Source organism: Alcaligenes sp. SDU_A2 (genome assembly GCF_038237375.1).
GTDB lineage: Bacteria > Pseudomonadota > Gammaproteobacteria > Burkholderiales > Burkholderiaceae_B > Alcaligenes.
In genome coordinates this window covers 3,547,809-3,564,089 of record NZ_CP151273.1, presented here as the reverse complement: position 1 = coordinate 3,564,089, position 16,281 = coordinate 3,547,809, and the positions used below count along the sequence as shown (strand labels likewise).

Below are 16,281 nucleotides of genomic sequence, written 5' to 3'. Positions count from 1 at the left end.
TATCACGGGGGATATGGGGACTCGATGGGCGCGTGTCGGGTAGCGCCCATCGAGTCAGTTCAGCTCAGGTGCCATAGTAAAGGATTGCCGCTGGAGCGCGAATAACCCTCTTCGCCCATCAGCACGTCCAGCGCCAGGCTGGCCAGGTCGTCGGCGACCGGGTCTATGCCTAACTGCTTTTCCTGATAGAAGATCTTGCGATAGGTGTGGCACTTGTCGCACGATTCGGCCTTGATGCCTTCGGGGCCGTTTTCAATAGCGTGGAAAGCGACGCCTTTGGTGTTTTCGCAGTGCGAACAGGTCACACGCACCAGATGCCATTCCACCGAACAGCGCGGGCAGCACAGGTAGCGGCAGCCGTCCTCGCGGCCGCCTACGCGCACGACGCTGGCGACAGGCAGGCTGCCGCAGGCCGGGCAGACACCAAAAGGACTGCTGACGGACAATTGGCTTTCGTCCAGAGAGCAGGCCAGATGGGTCCAGTAGACCTGAAGGGCGGCCATGACAAAGGGAGCGGCTGCGCCGTCCTGATCCGGCAACTGTTCGGCCAGCAGGGCATCGGCCAGTTCTTCGATGGACTGTGGCTGTGTGTGCAGCCGGGTCAGCAGTGTCTGGCAAACCTGCGCCGCCGCTTCCGGCACGCCCGGCGTCTGTTGCATGTGGGTCAGCAGTTTGGCCAGGATGGTGCGCCACTGGGGGTCGCGATTCCAGCCCGAAGCCAGCAGGGGGGGCATGCCGTGGGTCTGGGCGGTGGTCAGCAGCTCAGCGGGCAAGCTTGTGTCGGGCAGGGCGTTCAGTTCGCGGTGTTGGCCCTCGACCAGGACAGCCAGCAGATTCAAATACGCACCGGCTGGATTGTCGGCGGCCAGTTGGCGCAGCCGGGCTGCGCGGTCAGCAAAGACACTGGCGCGCACTGGCAGGCGCAGCCGTGGGATGGATGTGTGATCCAGACCTTCGATCTCGCCGCGCGGAAGGATGCGTTGCAAGGCAGACTCCTGAAACAAAAAGCTGCCATGCACGCAGGCGGGCATGGCAGCCGGTGAGCCCGGGATCGCCGGGCCGGGATAAGACCTTATTTGGTCGTACGGTTCGGGCGCTCGCCCATTTCTTCGCGGAACCAGCTGCGGTGGTGCTTCCAGGCCCAGGCACGGGTGACGGTGCCGCGTGTCATGGCCTTGATCGAGCCCTTGACCCAGATGCCGGCGTAGACGTGCACGATGATCGCGCAAATCATCAGCAAGGCAAAGACGGCGTGCAGCACCGATGCCAGGCGTATGGCCCAGATGGGGAAGAAGGCCGAGAAGTACTCGCGCCATATCACCACGCCGGTCACCATCAGACCCAGTACCAGCAACACCAGCGCAAAGAACAGGATCTTCTGGCCGGCGTTGTAGCGTCCCACTTCGGGAATGCGCTCGTCGTGGGCATTGAGCACATCTTTGAAGTGACGCATCCAGGCCGCATCGCTGCGGTCAAAGCTGTTGTGGTGCAGCATGCGGGCGGCAAATGCGAAAAAACACACAAACAGCACCACGCCGATGAACGGGTGCAGAATGCGCGTCCACGGACCGCCGCCGAACAGATTGGTCAGCCAGAACAGCGAAGGATGAAACAGCGCCAGGCCGGACAGCGCCAGCAGTACGAAACTGATGGCGATGACCCAGTGATTGATGCGCTGGCTGGTGGTGTAGCGCACAATCATTTTGTCGCGTTTATGCTCAGTCATGGTGGGCCTCCTTGATCTGTCGCGCTTGCTCGTCCGCACGGCGTTCGTCCTCTTCATCCGTTTCGTTCGGGCCGGTACGGATGTAGTGGAAAAAGCCGATCAGTGCAGTCAGGGCCATCGCAGCCACCCCGATGGGTTTGGCTACGCCTTTCCAGAGCGAGACCATGGGGCTGATCTGCGGGTCTTTGGGCAGGTCGCTGTACAGCTGCGGCTTGTCGGCATGGTGCAGCACGTACATGACGTGCGTGCCGCCCACACCGGCCGGGTCGTACAGGCCGGCGTTCTCGAAACCGCGCGACTTCAGGTCGTCGATACGCTCGGCGGCATGCTGCTTCATGTCGTCCTTGGTGCCAAAGACAATCGCGCCGGTCGGACAGGTCTTGGCGCAGGCCGGTTCCTGTCCGACCGCCACACGGTCCGAGCACAAGGTGCACTTGTAGGCTTTTTTGTCCTTTTCCGAAATGCGCGGCACATCGAAGGGGCAGCCGGTCACGCAGTAGCCGCAGCCGATGCAGTTTTCCTCGTGGAAATCCACAATGCCGTTGGTGTACTGCACGATGGCGCCCGGCGACGGGCACGCCTTCAGGCAGCCGGGGTCCTCGCAGTGCATGCAGCCGTCCTTGCGGATCAGCCATTCCAGATTGCCTTCGTTGTCCTCGTATTCCGAGAACTTCATGACGGTCCAGGACTTGGCGGTCAGATCAATGGGGTTGTCGTACACCCCGATGTTCGTGCCGATTTCATCGCGGGTGTCATTCCACTCCATGCAGGCGACCTGACAGGCCTTGCAGCCTATGCACTTGCTGGTGTCGATGAGCTTGGCCACCTCGCCGCCCACGGGCTCACGCACGCTGGGCGAAGGGGTAGTGGTGGCGGAGCGCCGTTTGATATCCAGTGATTGCAATGCCATGGCTTACTCCTATGCCTTCTCGATCTTGACCAGGAAGGACTTGGTCTCTGGGGTTTGCGAGTTGCCATCGCCCACCGGCGGGGTCAGCGTATTGGCCAGGAAACCCGGTTTGGCCAGCCCGACAAAGCCCCAGTGAATCGGTATGCCCACCTGATGCACCGTCTTGCCGTCCACGTTCAGCGCCTTGATGCGCTTGGTGACCACGGCCACGGCTTTGATATAGCCGCGGTTCGAGGACACTTTGACGTGGTCGCCGTGGGCGATGCCTTCTTTCTTGGCCAGTTCCTCGCCGATTTCCACGAATTGTTCCGGTTGCACGATGGCGTTCAGGCGCACGTGCTTGGTCCAGTAGTGGAAGTGCTCGGTCAGGCGGTAGGTGGTGCCCACATACGGGAAGTCCTCGACCTTGCCCATCGTGGCCAGGTCGTCCTTGAACACACGGGCAGCCGGATTGCTGACGGCACGTGGCTCGTTCGGGCTGAGCGGGTTGTAGCCCAGCGGGGTCTCGAAAGGCTCGTAATGCTCGGGGAAGGGGCCTTCGGCCATGCCTTTGCGGGCGAAAAAGCGCGCCACGCCTTCAGGGTTCATGATGAAGGGCCCCATGCCGCCGTCCGGATTTTCGTCGGCCTTGTAATCCGGTACGTCGGCACCGCCCCAGCGTTTGCCGTCCCAGTGGATCAGTTGGCGACGTTCGTCAAACGGCTTGCCGGCCACATCGCAGGAAGCGCGGTTATAAAGCACACGACGATTGGCCGGCCAGGCCCAAGACCAGTTCAGGGTCTGACCAATACCGGTCGGATCGCTGTTGTCGCGTCGCGCCATCTGGTTGCCTTGCTGCGTCCAGGCACCGGCATAGATCCAGCAACCGCTGACGGTGCTGCCGTCGTCGCGCAATTCGCCAAAACCGTCCAGCTGTTCGCCCGCTTTGCGGGTGACGCGGCTGGCGTCTTTGGGATCGCTCAGATCGGTCAACGCCCGTCCCGAGTATTCCTTGGCCAGTTCGGCGGCCTTGGGGTCGTCGGGGTTGGAGTAAGGCCAGGACAGATTCAGGATGGGGTCCGGATAGGCACCGCCTTCTTTCTGGTACATGGCCCGCAGGCGGGTAAACAGCGTGCCCATAATCTCGATGTCGCTCTTGGCCTCGCCGGGAGGCTCGGCCGCCTTCCAGTGCCATTGCAGCCAGCGGCCCGAATTGACCAGCGCGCCTTCTTCTTCGGCAAAGCAGGTGGTGGGCAGGCGGAAAACCTCGGTCTGGATCGAGGCGCTGTCCACATCGTTGTGCTCGCCGTAGTTGCGCCAGAATTCCGACGTTTCCGTGACCAGCGGGTCCATGATGACCATGTACTTGAGCTTGGAGAACGAACGCAGCAGTTTCTTCTTGTACGGCGCGGCGGCCAGGGGGTTGAAGCCCTGACAGATATAGCCGTTCATCTTGCCCTGGTCCATCAGCTCGAATACCTGCAGCATGTCGTACAGCTTGTCCAGCTTGGGCAAGTAGTCGAAGGCCCAGTTATTGTCGGCCTGGGCGGCATCGCCCCACCAGGCCTTCATCAGGCTGACGTGGAACTTTTTGTAATGCCGCCAGTAGCTCAACTGGTTGGGCCGCAGTGGCTTCTGGGTACGTGCGTCGATGTAGCCGTCAAAGCTTTGTTCGGCCTGATTGGGCAGCGTCAGATAGCCGGGCAGCAGGTTGGACATCAGGCCCAGATCGGTCAGGCCCTGGATGTTGGAGTGCCCGCGCAGCGCATTCATGCCGCCGCCGGCAATGCCGATATTGCCCAGCAGCAACTGGACCATGGCACCGGTGCGGATAATTTGCGAGCCGATGCTGTGCTGCGTCCAGCCCAGTGCGTACAGAATGGTACCGGCGCGATCGGGCGACGCCGTGGAGGCCAGCATTTCGCAGACCTTCAGGAACTTGTCCTGCGGGGTGCCGCAGACGCGCTGCACCATCTCGGGCGTGTAACGCTCGTAGTGCTTGCGCAGCAGTTGGTACACCGTGCGTGGATGTTGCAAGGTGGGGTCGGTTTTGACGTAGCCGTCCTCGCCCAGCTCGTAGTCCCAGGAGGACTTGTCGTAGCTGCGCTTTTCTTCGTTGTAGCCGGAGTACAGCCCTTGCTCGAAGTCGAAGTCTTCGCGCACGATGAACGACATGTCCGTGTAATTGCGCACGTACTCGTGCTGGATCTTGTCGTTGTCCAGCAGGTATTTAATGACTCCGCCCAGGAAGGTGATGTCCGTTCCGGTGCGTATGGGCGCGTAAAAGTCCGCCACGGACGCCGACCGCGTAAAACGGGGGTCCACGACGATCAGTTTCGCCTTGTTGTGCGCCTTGGCTTCCGTGACCCATTTGAACCCGCAAGGGTGAGCCTCGGCCGCGTTGCCGCCCATGATAAGAATAATATCCGCGTTCTTGATGTCGACCCAATGGTTCGTCATCGCTCCACGGCCAAACGTCGGGGCAAGACCTGCCACCGTCGGGCCGTGTCAGACACGAGCTTGGTTGTCGAACGCCAGTACGCCGAAACTGCGGATGACCTTATGCGTGATGTAGCCCACTTCGTTGCTGCTGGCAGAAGCGGCCAGCATGCCGGTGGTGAGCCAGCGGTTGACCACGCTGCCGTCGGCGGCCGTGGCCTCGAAGTTGGCGTCGCGGTCTTCCTTCATCAGACGGGTGATGCGGGTGAAGGCTTCGTCCCACGACATGCGCACCCACTTGTCCGAGCCGGGGGCGCGGTATTCGGGGAACTTCAGGCGGTTGGGGCTATGGATGAAGTCAACCAGGCCCGCGCCCTTGGGACAGAGCGTGCCGCGGTTGACGGGATGGTCAGCATCGCCCTCGATGTGCACCACGCTGGGTTGGGCGTTCATGGCACCGTCGCCACGGGCGTACAGCAGTACCCCGCAGGCGACAGAACAGTAAGGACAGGTGTTGCGCGTCTCTGTCATGCGGGTCAGCTTGTACTGCCTGACTTCCGCCATGGCGGGGGTGGGCGCTGCGCCCAGCAGAACCATGCTGGAACTGGCCAGCGAAGCCCCCGTCACTTTGAAGAACTGACGCCGATTCATGTTGACCATGCGGCTCTCCAATCGAGTGGTATTGGTAATTGAAAATCGGACGGGAGCCGCCTTGTGAGCGTCACTCCCGTTTTATAGGTTCGACAGTATAAGCTTGGGGCCTACAGAAAACGAGCCGGAATTAATTTTGCTGTGTTGAAAATACCATTGATTTAATTAGATTTTTTATCTATCCAGTGGTTTTTCTGTGTGTTTAGGGTATTCACTTATGATTTTTAAGGCCATTTTGGTGGGTCAGCCCGGCATTTTGTGAAATTCGATCTGAAAACTGCCCGGCAGCTCGAAACGGACGTGGTGGGGAATGCCCGGTTCGATCACCACAGTTTGTCCGGCGCTCAGGACGAGTTCGGTAAACGGTGCCTGGTCCAGGGAAAAATGCAGTATGCCGCTGTATACGCGCAGCAAACCCCAGGTGCCGGCGCGGGTGGTATGCGCCCGGGTCAGGGCCGCGGGCAGGTTCTCGGGCGTGAATACCGGCGACTGGCTGTAGTGTTCCAGGCCGGGGGGCAGGGCGTCGGGCAAGGAGGTCATGGCGCTGTTTGCTTGGTAGGTCTGCCATAGCTTGGTGGCGATGCGTGCTGCTGTGGCATCGGCTTTGTGTTGGAGGGCGGGCCGATCCAATCGGGCCGTGGTGTCATTGAACAGTGTCAGCCAGCGTTGGAATAATGTCCAGTTCAGGTCGGGAATGGCGGCATGGCGCGCGATCGGCGCGCCCTTGAAGCGGCGCGTGCCCAGCAGCAGGGCGGACCAGAAGTCGCACAGAACAGTCAGGTGGCTGTCCCAGTCTTGCACGTGCCGATTAAAAATCGGGCCTAGTTGTTCATCTTGCCGGATGCGGGCATAAAAAGAGATGACCAGCTTGCGGATGTCGGATTCGTCGTAATCGGGTGTGCCGGGTAAAGCAGACATGGCGGTTACCAGGAATGGATATATCGGCATTGTCTGGGCAAGGTAAGCGTGCGGCCAATGACAAAAGTCATGCCGGCCTGTCTGGCATCGCTTCAGAACGAGCGCTGAGCGGGGCTGGCCAGGCGGCGCAGGTAGGCTTCGTCGCACAGGGCCCAGTCGCTGCGCTTGCCCGCGATATAGCCGCGTGCTTGCCAGTCGGTAAACAGGCGGCTCAGGGTTTCGGCGCGTATGCCCAGATACGCGGCCAGTTGGCGTTGGTTCAGAGGCAGTTGTATGGATGCGCCCTGCCGCTCTTTTAGATTTAGCAGATAGTTGGCCAGGCGTTCGCCGGCTGAACTGGACGTGATCCAGTCGACTTTGTTGACCTGCGCATACAGGGTCGAACTAAGACCGGTCAGCATATTCATGGCTAATTGCGGCCACTGCCGGCAGGCTTGGTGCAGACTGTCGCGCTGCAAACGATAGATATGTGCGGCGCTGCGTGCCCGCGCGCACATAGGGTAGCGACCGTGGGGCATGAACATGGCCGCCTCCGCCACCAACTGTCCGGTCTCGAATACCTGGAACACGCGTTCGTCGCCGCTCTGGCTGTAGCGCAATACTTCCACCTGCCCGCTGGCCAGCAACAGGTAATGGTGCGCGGCATCGCCTTCATGGAACAGTATCTGCGCGGATCGAACCTGCTGCAGCTGGGCATGCGCGGTCATCTGCAAGGCGGCCTCGGGCGGTAGCCCGCGCAGCAGACGATGTGCGGCCAGCAGCTCGGGGGCGGACAAGAGACGGTCAGGAACATTGACTTTTGTCATTTTTGGCGTGGTCAGATGATGGGAAACTCTCTATTTGATAATAGTTCTCATTATACGAGTATCCATGTCATTTTCTCGATTTCGTCGCCTGCTGACCGGGTTTATCGCGTGCAGCGCAGTATTGCTTGGCGGCGCACAGGCCGCTCCCCGCTATCCGTCGCTGACGTTGGCAGGCCCCAGTTCGGTCGTCACGTACCCATTGATCCACATGGTAGAGACGCAGGCTCTGGCCGAACACGTCGGAAAGTTGGAATTTCGTCTATGGCAAAACCCGGACCAGTTGCGCGTGTTGCTGGCCAAAAAAGAAATCGACTACAGCGCTGCGCCCAGCACGGTGCCCGCTCTGATGTTCAATAAAGGCGAAACGGTCAAACTGTTGAACATCTCCGTCTGGGGCATTCTGTGGTTGGTCAGCCGCGATCCGCAAGTGCGCAGTTTTGCGGATCTGTCCGGCCAGGAACTGCTGGTGCCTTTCCAGCGCGATCTGCCGGCTGTGCTGCTCGATACCCTTCTGGACCAACAGCGCTCGGCGGGGCTGGAGCCGGTGCGCCTGCGGCGTACCCGCGATGTCCAGGATGCCGTCGCTTTGATGCTGACGGGTCAGGGACGGCATGCCCTGTTGTTGGAACCTATGGTGTCCATGTTGTTGTCACGGGCCAAGGAACAGGGTGTGGCTTTGTACCGGGGCGACAGTCTGGAGCAAGCTTGGCGTCAGGCCTTTCCACGGCAGGCCGAACTGCCCCAGGCAGGCATCATGGCCAATGCGCATATTGCGCACGATACCGAACTTAATCAGGCGGTAGAGCGTGCCTATGCACAGTCGGCCGCCTGGTGCCAGGAGCAGCCTTTGGCATGCGCGCAAATGGTGCATCGTTACTTGCCGCAGTTTCCAGTGCCGGCCATCGAATCGGCCATTCGCCAGACCCGGCTGGACAGTCGCCCGGCCTTGCAGCTGCGGCCGCAACTGGAGGCCCTGTATGGTTTGCTGGGCAACACGTATCCGCAAGCCATAGGCGGCCGTTTGCCCGATGTGGGGTTCTACGGGCCATGACAGCTGTATCGCATACTGGTCCGGCCCGCCGCAGCTCCCGTGCCTGGGCAGTGGCGGGCGTCGCCTTACTGCTGCTGGGTTGGCAACTGAGCGCCATGGTGATGGGGCCCTTGCTCATGGCCTCGCCGCTGGAGACTGCGCGCGCCATTCCGCGTTTGCTGGCGTCGGCGCATTTTTGGAACGATGCCGGTGACAGTCTGCTGCGTATTGCGATTGGTGTCAGCGGCGGCTGCGCCATCGGCTTTGTGCTGGGTGTGCTGGCCGCCCACAGCCCGCGCTTGCGGGGCCTGCTCGAACCCATTCGCTGGCTGCTTATGTCGATTCCGCCGGTCGTAGTAGTGGTCCTGGCCATGCTCTGGTTCGGTTTGGGTTCGGCTATGGTGATTTTCATGACCGTGGTCATGATGGTGCCTGGCATGTATGTCAATACCGTCAAAGGCATGCAGCAGGTGGACCGCGAACTGATCGAAATGACGCGGGTTTACCGTTTTGGCTGGTGGCACCGTCTGCGGCATCTTTATCTGCCCGCCATGACCGCGCCATTGACCGCAGCCCTTCTGATTGCCACCTGCGGTGGTGTGCGCCTGGTCGTGATGGCCGAAGTGCTGGGCGCGGAGAGCGGTGCAGGCTTTGCTCTGGCCAATGCCCGCAGTACCTTCGACAGCGCCCAGCTGTACGCCTGGATCGTGTTGATTCTGTTGTTGGTCGCCGCGCTGGAATTTTTGCTGTTGCAGCCCTTGCAGCGTCGTCTGGGGCAGTGGCGGGAGGGAAGCCGTGCTTGAGTTCCGTCAGGTGTGTGTGGGTTTTGGCGGGCGCAGTGTGCTGCGCGATCTGAGCCTGGAGCTGCGGGCCGGCCAGCGTCTGGGGCTGCTGGGCCCCAGCGGGGTAGGGAAAAGCACCTTGCTGCGTCTGGCGGCAGGGGGGCTGCGTGCCGATTCGGGCGTTGTCAACAATCGATTTCGTCATCCTGTTCTGGTGTTTCAGCAGGCGCGCCTGCTGCCCTGGCGCAGCGTCCTGGACAATATTTTGATTCCTCTGCGCGCTGCGGGTTTGCCCGTTGCTCAGGCCCAGACGCGTGCCTTGCATTGGTTGGAGCGCGTGCAATTGCGCGATGCAGCCGGTGCCTGGCCGGGAGAACTTTCCGGGGGCATGGCGCAACGCGTCTCTCTGGCGCGGGCCTTTGCGCTGCAACCCGATCTGTTGCTGTTGGACGAACCCTTTAGCGCCTTGGACCCGGCACTGCGCGCGAGTCTGGCCGACGTCTGCCGTGGCTGCCTGGACGATAGTGGCGCGGCTTTGTTGTATGTCAGCCATCAACCGCAGGAACTGATGCGCCTGGCCGATGCCTGCTTGCTGCTGGGCAAGGACAGCGTGCAGCGATTTGCCCTGGCGGACACGGCGGACGATGCACAGCGGGATCACCTGGCCGAGCGGCTGTATCGACTTCTTCTAAATCCGGAGGGCATTTCCTCATGACATATCCCGTCCTGCTGCTGTTGCATCTGTTTGCGGCGTTGTTTTTCATCGGTACCGTATTTTTTGAAGTCCTGATGCTTGAAGGGATACGACGTCATATTCCACGTGACACCATGCGCACGCTGGAAATCGCGATCGGCAACCGGGCACGCCGGATCATGCCTTGGGTGCTGTTGGTTTTGTACAGCGCCGGTTTGGGGCTGGCCTGGCATCACCGACAGGCCTTGGCGCAGCCCTTGGATAACCCTTTGGGCTTGTTGCTCAGCATCAAGATTTTGCTGGCCTTGAGCGTGTTTGCTCATTTTCTGACGGCCATGACCCTGCGCAGCACAGGGCGGATGAAGTCCATTCATTTCAAGCGCATCCATCTAAGCGTGTTCTGTCACATGGTCGGCATCGTGGTGCTGGCCAAAACCATGTTCTACCTGCACTGCTAATGTATTTCCTTATCGAGAACCTAGATGTCACACGCTTTTGTATTTCGCCGCCTGGGAACAGGCTTGGCGCTGGGCTTGGCTTGGTCGTGCGCTGCGGCGGCGGACGGGGTATCCACATTGTCGCCCGTCGTGGTCAAGGCCCCGGTCGGTCAAGGTGCTTTGCAAGCCGATTTCAGGCATGAGCAGGCCCGCTTGGATGCCGTGGCCGGCGGCACCAATCTGATTCAACCCCAGTCCGAAGTGCGTTTAGTTACCCTGCGCGACGCACTGGATTATCAGCCGGGGTTGGTGGTACAGGATTTTTTTGGTGGCATAGACCAGCCTCGCCTGAATATTCGCGGCTCGGGCATCCAGAGCAATCCCGTCAACCGGGGCGTGCTACTGATGCAGGACGGGCTGCCCTTGAATGAAGCAGACGGCTCTTTTGTGATCGGCTTTCTGGAGCCGCGCAACACCTCTCTGATCAGTGTGCGGCGCGGAGCCAATGCATTGTCGGCGGGAGCCACGACCCTGGGCGGAGAGTTGGACTTTCAGTCCTTGACCGGCACGCAAGGCGATGTCCTGAGCGTGGAGGGGGGTAGCTACGGGCGTTTGGGGCTGCATGCGGGCAAGGGTTTTCAGACCGACACGATGGATGGCCGTCTGGCTCTGAGCCACGATAAGGCCGATGGCTATCGCCATCATTCGTCCTCGGAGCGTACCAGCGTGCAGGGCAATCTAGGCTTTCGGCGCGGGCAGTTCGAAAACCGCAGCTACCTGTCCTATGTGGACCTGAAGTTCGATATTCCCAACGTCGTCCCGCGCGAGCGTCTGTACCGCGACCCGCAAAGTGTTCTGGGCGATGAGCAGCAGCCACTGGATCGGATCAATAATATTTACCGACGAGATCCGAACCGCAAGGCTACGCAATGGCGCTTGGCCAACCGGAGCTATTGGGGCACACAGGCTCTGAACCAGACCGCCGGGGTGTACTGGCAGACGGTCGACGATACCTTTACCAATCCGCAGGTCTCCTCGCCCACCAAAGGGCATACCTACGGCGCGCAATGGCAGTTGGCTGGTCAGACAGGGGTGGTGGATTACCGTGTGGCGCTGGATTGGGCACGCAGCGATATGGATCGGGAGCTCTATGCGGTCAGCCCGGCCAATGGCAGCCGGGCGCTGTTCTTCGGTGACTACCGCCTGCGTGCCGAAAATCGTAATGCGTTGCTGAGCCTGGGATGGCGCTTTGCGCGGCAATGGACGCTGGTGGGCGATCTGAAATACAGCCAGGCTATTCGGGATGCGCGCAACCGTTTGAGCGGTCAGGCGCTGGATCAGAAGTGGTCCTACGCCAGCCCCAAGTTGGGCCTGATCTGGCAACCTGCCCAGGATCTGCGTCTGTTTGCCAATGTCAGCCGCAGTCACGAAGCACCGACCTACTGGGAGATCATCTCGGCCGAGGTTCCGCAGCCCATGAATGTACGTTCTGCCGTGACCGGCCTGACTGCCTTGCAGGTGCAGAAAGCCACGACGGTGGAGCTGGGCGGGGCCGGACGGCTGGGCAGCGGCACATCGGCAGTGGACTGGTCGCTGACGGTGTACCGCAGCACCGTCAAGGATGAATTGATGGCGGTCAGCGATGCCATCGGCACCTCATCCATTACCTTTAACTATGGCGACCGGACCCGTCACCAGGGACTGGAAGCCGGCCTGAACGGCTCTTTGCCTGCGCCGGGCAGCGCTTGGCTGGATTACCGCCTGTCTTATACCTATAGCGATTTTCGCTTTCGCGGGGGCGAATACGCAGGCAATCGGATTGCGGGCGTGCCGCGCCACCTGCTTAGCGCCGAGCTGCTGTATCGCCGGGGTGGCTGGCGTCTGGGGCCCAATGTGCGCTGGCTGGCCTCCGATACACCCACCAATCATCAGAACGTGGCCGGAACGCAGCAGGATGCCTACGCTATCTGGGGCTTCAAGGTGGATTATCAGCACGGCAAGCACTGGAGCGCCTACCTGATGGCCGACAACATCTTCGACAAGACCTATGCCAGCAGTTATGCCATCCGGCGTTCCGCAACGGTCGCCATGCCCACGTATCTGCCCGGCAATGGACGCAGTTTCTTTGGCGGCTTGCGCTACGCTTTTTAATAGGTTTCTCGAAGAATTCCGAGCGTCAATTTACCAGGCCGATGAGGAGCTGGTTTTTTGCAGACGCCATTCAAGGCGCAGCAAGCTCGGACGGTGCTGATGGCTTGCCCGCGCGCGCCATTAACTCCGGCGGATGGCTGATGCCTTGTATGGCGTACGTGGACGCCTTGCCGTTTGGCCCAAACGGCCCGCCCACTACGAAGGAATCCCCGACATCTCCCGAAGCACCTTTTAGTACGGTAGTGCGGATACGCTCCTGGCGTGTATCGGCGGGCCAGGGGGAGAGCGTTTGCTGCGCCGCTACGCCCCTGGTCGCGTGTGGCCTACTGGTGGTGGGCTGCAGCAGCGTCCATGAAAGGGATGAATCGGTCCAGGATCAGGGCATGGTCCTCGAACAGTTCATCCTCGATCTGCGATAGTTGCGCCACAGGCCACCAGGCGGCTTGTTTGGCGTCGTCTTGGCCGCGCACATCGGGAAGGCGGTCCAGGGTCTGGCGAAAGTAGAAGGCCGTGGTGACCAGGCGGCCGCGCGGGCTGCGTATCGGGTCATCGAAAACAGCCTGATCCAGCAAGGCTGCGTCCATCGTGGCTTTCATGGGTTTGTAGCTGGTTTCTTCGGCCAGTTCGCGCAGGGCCGCCTGGTAAAATGTCTCATGTGGATCAACGAAGCCGCCGGGCAGCGCCCATTGACCATGTCCAATGGTGCCGCCACGACGGATCAGCAGGACATGCCGGTTGACTTCCAGCACGCAGTCCGCCGTCAGGTAGCAGGGACCGGTGTAGATGGATTTATAGTTGTCTACGGCTTTTTTTTCGGTCAGTTGCGTTTGGTAGTCGGGCAGGTTTTTCCAGGCTTGTAGGTAGGCTATGACGCTGGGGTGTACATACGGGGCCAGCACGCGGGCAAAATCGCCTTCGCTGAAGAACGCATCGCGCAAGGCGGTGGCGCGCACCGCCAGAGCGCTGCCTGCGCCCAGAAAGCGCCAGTCGGGAAACAGTTCCAGATAGCGGCTGGATTCGTTCCTGTCGGCACCGATCAGCACAATGTCTGGCCGTGCGCCGGGTGCTTGGGCCTGTACGCCGTGCCGCACCGCTTGTATCCAGCGCCGCTCGTCGCTGTAATCGCGTACTGGCACAAAGCGCACGCGCGAGCGCTGGTCGTCGTCCAGCATGCTGTCTATCATGGCCTGCCGCTCGGAGGCGCTGAACGGGTTTCTGGGGTTGCGGGAACGCCAGGCCGATGTGATCACCACGACCACGCTGTCGGCCTGCTCCAGGGCAGTACGAAGCAGGGCCAGATGGGCCATGTGGGGCAGTTGCCAGCGGCCGATGAGTACGGCGATGGAGTGCGTGTTACGCATGGATGGTCCCTGTTGCGGCGGTCGGTCAAAAAAGGTCACTATACGTTTTTTTGGCATGGGTAGGCAGGGACAGGGTCAGATTGCAAGCTGCTGGTCGGACTTGCCCTGGTCCGGCCAGGTCGTACTATGGGGCTTGTTGCAGTTTTGTCTTTCTGACTATTTTCATGCGTATTTTGCTGATTGAAGATGAACCGGACCTGGCTCTGTGGCTGACGCGCAGCCTACAGAAAAAGGGGTTTTCGGTCGAATGGTCCAACGATGGCCTGGTCGCCCACCGCCGATTGCAGGTCGAGGAGTTCGACGCGTTGGTCTTGGATTTGGGGCTGCCCGGATTGGACGGACGCACGTTGCTGGCGCGTTTGCGCGGCCAGGACAACCGCACTCCAGTGCTGATTCTGACGGCGCGCGACTCCTTGCAGGAGCGGGTGGAGACGCTGGAGTGCGGTGCCGACGACTTTTTGTCCAAGCCTTTTCGCATCGAAGAGTTGGTGGCGCGCTTGCATGCCCTGATCCGCCGTAGTCGCGGCAAGGACAAGCCGCGCATGGCTTGCGCCGGTCTGGTCTACGATATGGCAGCCCAGCGCTTTACGTTGGATGGTGCGCTGTTGTCTGTGTCGCCGCGCGAAGGCGCGGTATTGCGCATACTGATTCAACGCAGCGGCGAACCGGTCAATAAGCAGTTCATTTTGGACCGGCTCAACGACCAGGGCGAGGACGATATCAACATCGAGGCGATTGAAGTGCTGATTCACCGTTTGCGCAAAAAACTACAGCCGTCGCAGGTGCAGATTGTGACCTTGCGCGGGGTAGGCTATTGCTTGGAACCCGTGGTGGACGATGTGCGCTAGCGGTGGCCGTCTTGTGCGCCTGTTTAGGGGAGGGTGGTCATGGCTTTGAGCAGCTTGCGCCGTACCTTGCTGTCCATGCTGATTCCTGCCGCCTTGCTGACGTCCGGTGTCTCGCTGACCCTATCTAGCATAGAGCTCAAGGAACAGGTCAACGCCGCATTTGACCGGGCGCTGGCCGGCGCGCTGAAGTCCATGGAAGCAAATGTGCGCACCATCAGCGGTGGTCTGGCTATGGAACAGTCCTATTACATGATGGAGTATATGGAGTACACCATCCGGGGGCATATGTATTTCCGTGTCGCCACCGAGGATGGTTTGTCGGAAATCGGTTTTACGGGCATGCCGCTGCCGCCAGATGGTTTGAGCAGCAACCGGCCGGTGTTTTACAACGCCGACTATCTGGGCGAGCCATTGCGAATTGCTACTGTTGCATTGGAGTCGGGTGAACGCCTGCAGACCTATCAGGACAGCCGTATCCTGATCCAGGCTGGCGAGAACGTCAGCGGACGGAATGAGTTCATCCGCAACGTCCTTATCCAGAACTTGCTTCAGGACTTGGCCGTCCTGGGGGTCTTTATGTTGTTGATATTGGCCGGAACGCTGTTGGCGCTGCGTCCGCTGCGCAAGATCAGCGCAGATGTGCGGCATCGCTCCTATGACAATCTGGAGCCCATCGACCAGCGCAGCTTGCCGCGCGAGGTGCGTCCGTTGGTGCAGACCATCAATTTGCACCTGGATCGCTATGCGCGTAAATCGCGTGAGCAGCAGCAGTTTCTGGATGATGCGTCGCATCAGCTCAAGACACCGTTGGCGGTTTTGCTGACGCAGGTCGATTATGCACAGACCCTGGCGCAGAGCGATGAAATGCAAGAGGTGTTACAGGCGATCCAGCAGCGTTTGAATAATACCGTGCAGATGACCCATCAAATGGTGGCCTTGTCGCGGGTGCGCGATGTCGCCGAGCAGTTGCGGGCCAAGGCGGCGCGGGGCAGTGTGGATTTGTGCCGGGTGGCCGCCGAGGTCATGGACGAGTTGTGGGGCTTGGCACGTAGCCGCAGACAGGATTTGGGCCTGGAGGCACCCGATCATCCCGTACGGGTTTCAGGCGTCGCGTGGCTGTTGCAGCAGGCCTTGAGCAATGTACTGAGCAACGCGATCAAATACTGCCCTCCGCAAGCTTGTATTACGGTATCTGTGTACCAGAACGGGCGTGTGTGTGTATTGCGTGTGGATGATGATGGCCCTGGCATGAGCCCTGACGATCTGGCCAAGGCGGGCCATCGCTTTCGGCGCGGGCAGGCCGGCAAGGCCATGCAGGGGTCGGGTTTGGGCTTGGCCATTGTGCAGGCGATTGCTCAGATTCATGATGCGCGCCTGAGCCTGCAGCCAGGTCCGGATGGACGGGGCTTGACGGTGTTGCTGGAGTTTGACGCGCTGCCCTAAGCGGGCCGATGTTTCAGGGTATACCCTTGTGCCAGGCATTTTTTGCGCCAACTGAAAGGTAGGCGAAAGCTTTGCTCCGGTAAGGTCGCAGGCATTACAACGACGA

General features: G+C 60.5%; 14 protein-coding genes. 7 read left to right on the top strand and 7 right to left on the bottom strand.

The genetic code is table 11. The annotated features are described in order from the left end of the window. Window positions 1-59: 59 nt before the first annotated feature. The 6 genes from fdhE to AADW57_RS16310 all read right to left on the bottom strand — a co-directional run bounded on the left by fdhE (window position 60) and on the right by AADW57_RS16310 (window position 7,429). Window positions 60-986: a formate dehydrogenase accessory protein FdhE gene (gene fdhE, locus AADW57_RS16335; protein WP_341667939.1), complete on the bottom strand. Its 927-nt coding sequence runs from the start codon at window positions 984-986 to the stop codon at window positions 60-62. Window positions 987-1,072: 86 nt separating this feature from the next. Continuing rightward, window positions 1,073-1,726 (bottom strand): formate dehydrogenase subunit gamma, encoded by a 654-nt coding sequence (locus tag AADW57_RS16330; RefSeq protein WP_341667938.1) that lies wholly within the window; start codon window positions 1,724-1,726, stop codon window positions 1,073-1,075. Beyond that, window positions 1,719-2,636 carry a formate dehydrogenase subunit beta gene (gene fdxH / locus AADW57_RS16325; RefSeq protein ID WP_341667937.1) on the bottom strand — a complete coding sequence of 306 codons (918 nt, stop codon included), beginning with the start codon at window positions 2,634-2,636 and terminating at the stop codon, window positions 1,719-1,721. Before fdxH ends, AADW57_RS16330 begins: the two co-directional genes overlap by 8 nt. Window positions 2,637-2,645: 9 nt before the next feature. Then, window positions 2,646-5,714, bottom strand: a complete 3,069-nt coding sequence (gene fdnG / locus AADW57_RS16320; protein WP_341667936.1) for a formate dehydrogenase-N subunit alpha — start codon at window positions 5,712-5,714, stop codon at window positions 2,646-2,648. 234 nt (window positions 5,715-5,948) lie between these two features. Beyond that, entirely contained in the window at window positions 5,949-6,623 is a 675-nt protein-coding gene (locus AADW57_RS16315; protein ID WP_341667935.1) for a DUF1971 domain-containing protein, read from the bottom strand. Window positions 6,624-6,715: 92 nt separating this feature from the next. Continuing rightward, entirely contained in the window at window positions 6,716-7,429 is a 714-nt protein-coding gene (locus AADW57_RS16310; RefSeq protein ID WP_341667934.1) for a Crp/Fnr family transcriptional regulator, read from the bottom strand. Window positions 7,430-7,493: 64 nt separating this feature from the next. Here AADW57_RS16310 and AADW57_RS16305 point away from each other — a divergent pair, with 64 nt between their 5' ends. The 5 genes from AADW57_RS16305 to AADW57_RS16285 are packed head-to-tail and all read left to right on the top strand — an operon-like array spanning window position 7,494 to window position 12,523. Continuing rightward, complete coding sequence (locus AADW57_RS16305; protein ID WP_341667933.1) at window positions 7,494-8,480, top strand: ABC transporter substrate-binding protein; 987 nt, start codon at window positions 7,494-7,496, stop codon at window positions 8,478-8,480. Continuing rightward, window positions 8,477-9,262 (top strand): ABC transporter permease, encoded by a 786-nt coding sequence (locus tag AADW57_RS16300; RefSeq protein WP_341667932.1) that lies wholly within the window; start codon window positions 8,477-8,479, stop codon window positions 9,260-9,262. The genes AADW57_RS16305 and AADW57_RS16300 overlap by 4 nt, the downstream gene beginning before the upstream one ends. Beyond that, a complete protein-coding gene (locus AADW57_RS16295) occupies window positions 9,255-9,956 on the top strand; it encodes an ABC transporter ATP-binding protein (protein ID WP_341667931.1) in 702 nt (233 codons plus the stop codon). Before AADW57_RS16300 ends, AADW57_RS16295 begins: the two co-directional genes overlap by 8 nt. Then, window positions 9,953-10,393, top strand: a complete 441-nt coding sequence (locus AADW57_RS16290; protein ID WP_341667930.1) for a CopD family copper resistance protein — start codon at window positions 9,953-9,955, stop codon at window positions 10,391-10,393. Before AADW57_RS16295 ends, AADW57_RS16290 begins: the two co-directional genes overlap by 4 nt. A gap of 24 nt (window positions 10,394-10,417) precedes the next feature. Next, complete coding sequence (locus AADW57_RS16285; protein ID WP_341667929.1) at window positions 10,418-12,523, top strand: TonB-dependent receptor family protein; 2,106 nt, start codon at window positions 10,418-10,420, stop codon at window positions 12,521-12,523. 323 nt (window positions 12,524-12,846) lie between these two features. Here AADW57_RS16285 and AADW57_RS16280 read toward each other — a convergent pair whose 3' ends face one another. Beyond that, entirely contained in the window at window positions 12,847-13,884 is a 1,038-nt protein-coding gene (locus AADW57_RS16280; RefSeq protein WP_341667928.1) for an NUDIX domain-containing protein, read from the bottom strand. 164 nt (window positions 13,885-14,048) lie between these two features. On the opposite strand from AADW57_RS16280, the gene AADW57_RS16275 reads away from it, so the two are divergent. Together AADW57_RS16275 and AADW57_RS16270 are read left to right on the top strand one after the other, a co-directional pair. Next, window positions 14,049-14,732 (top strand): response regulator, encoded by a 684-nt coding sequence (locus AADW57_RS16275; RefSeq protein WP_341667927.1) that lies wholly within the window; start codon window positions 14,049-14,051, stop codon window positions 14,730-14,732. A 39-nt stretch (window positions 14,733-14,771) separates the two neighbouring features. Then, complete coding sequence (locus AADW57_RS16270) at window positions 14,772-16,175, top strand: sensor histidine kinase (RefSeq protein ID WP_341667926.1); 1,404 nt, start codon at window positions 14,772-14,774, stop codon at window positions 16,173-16,175. The last annotated feature ends 106 nt before the right edge of the window (window positions 16,176-16,281 follow it).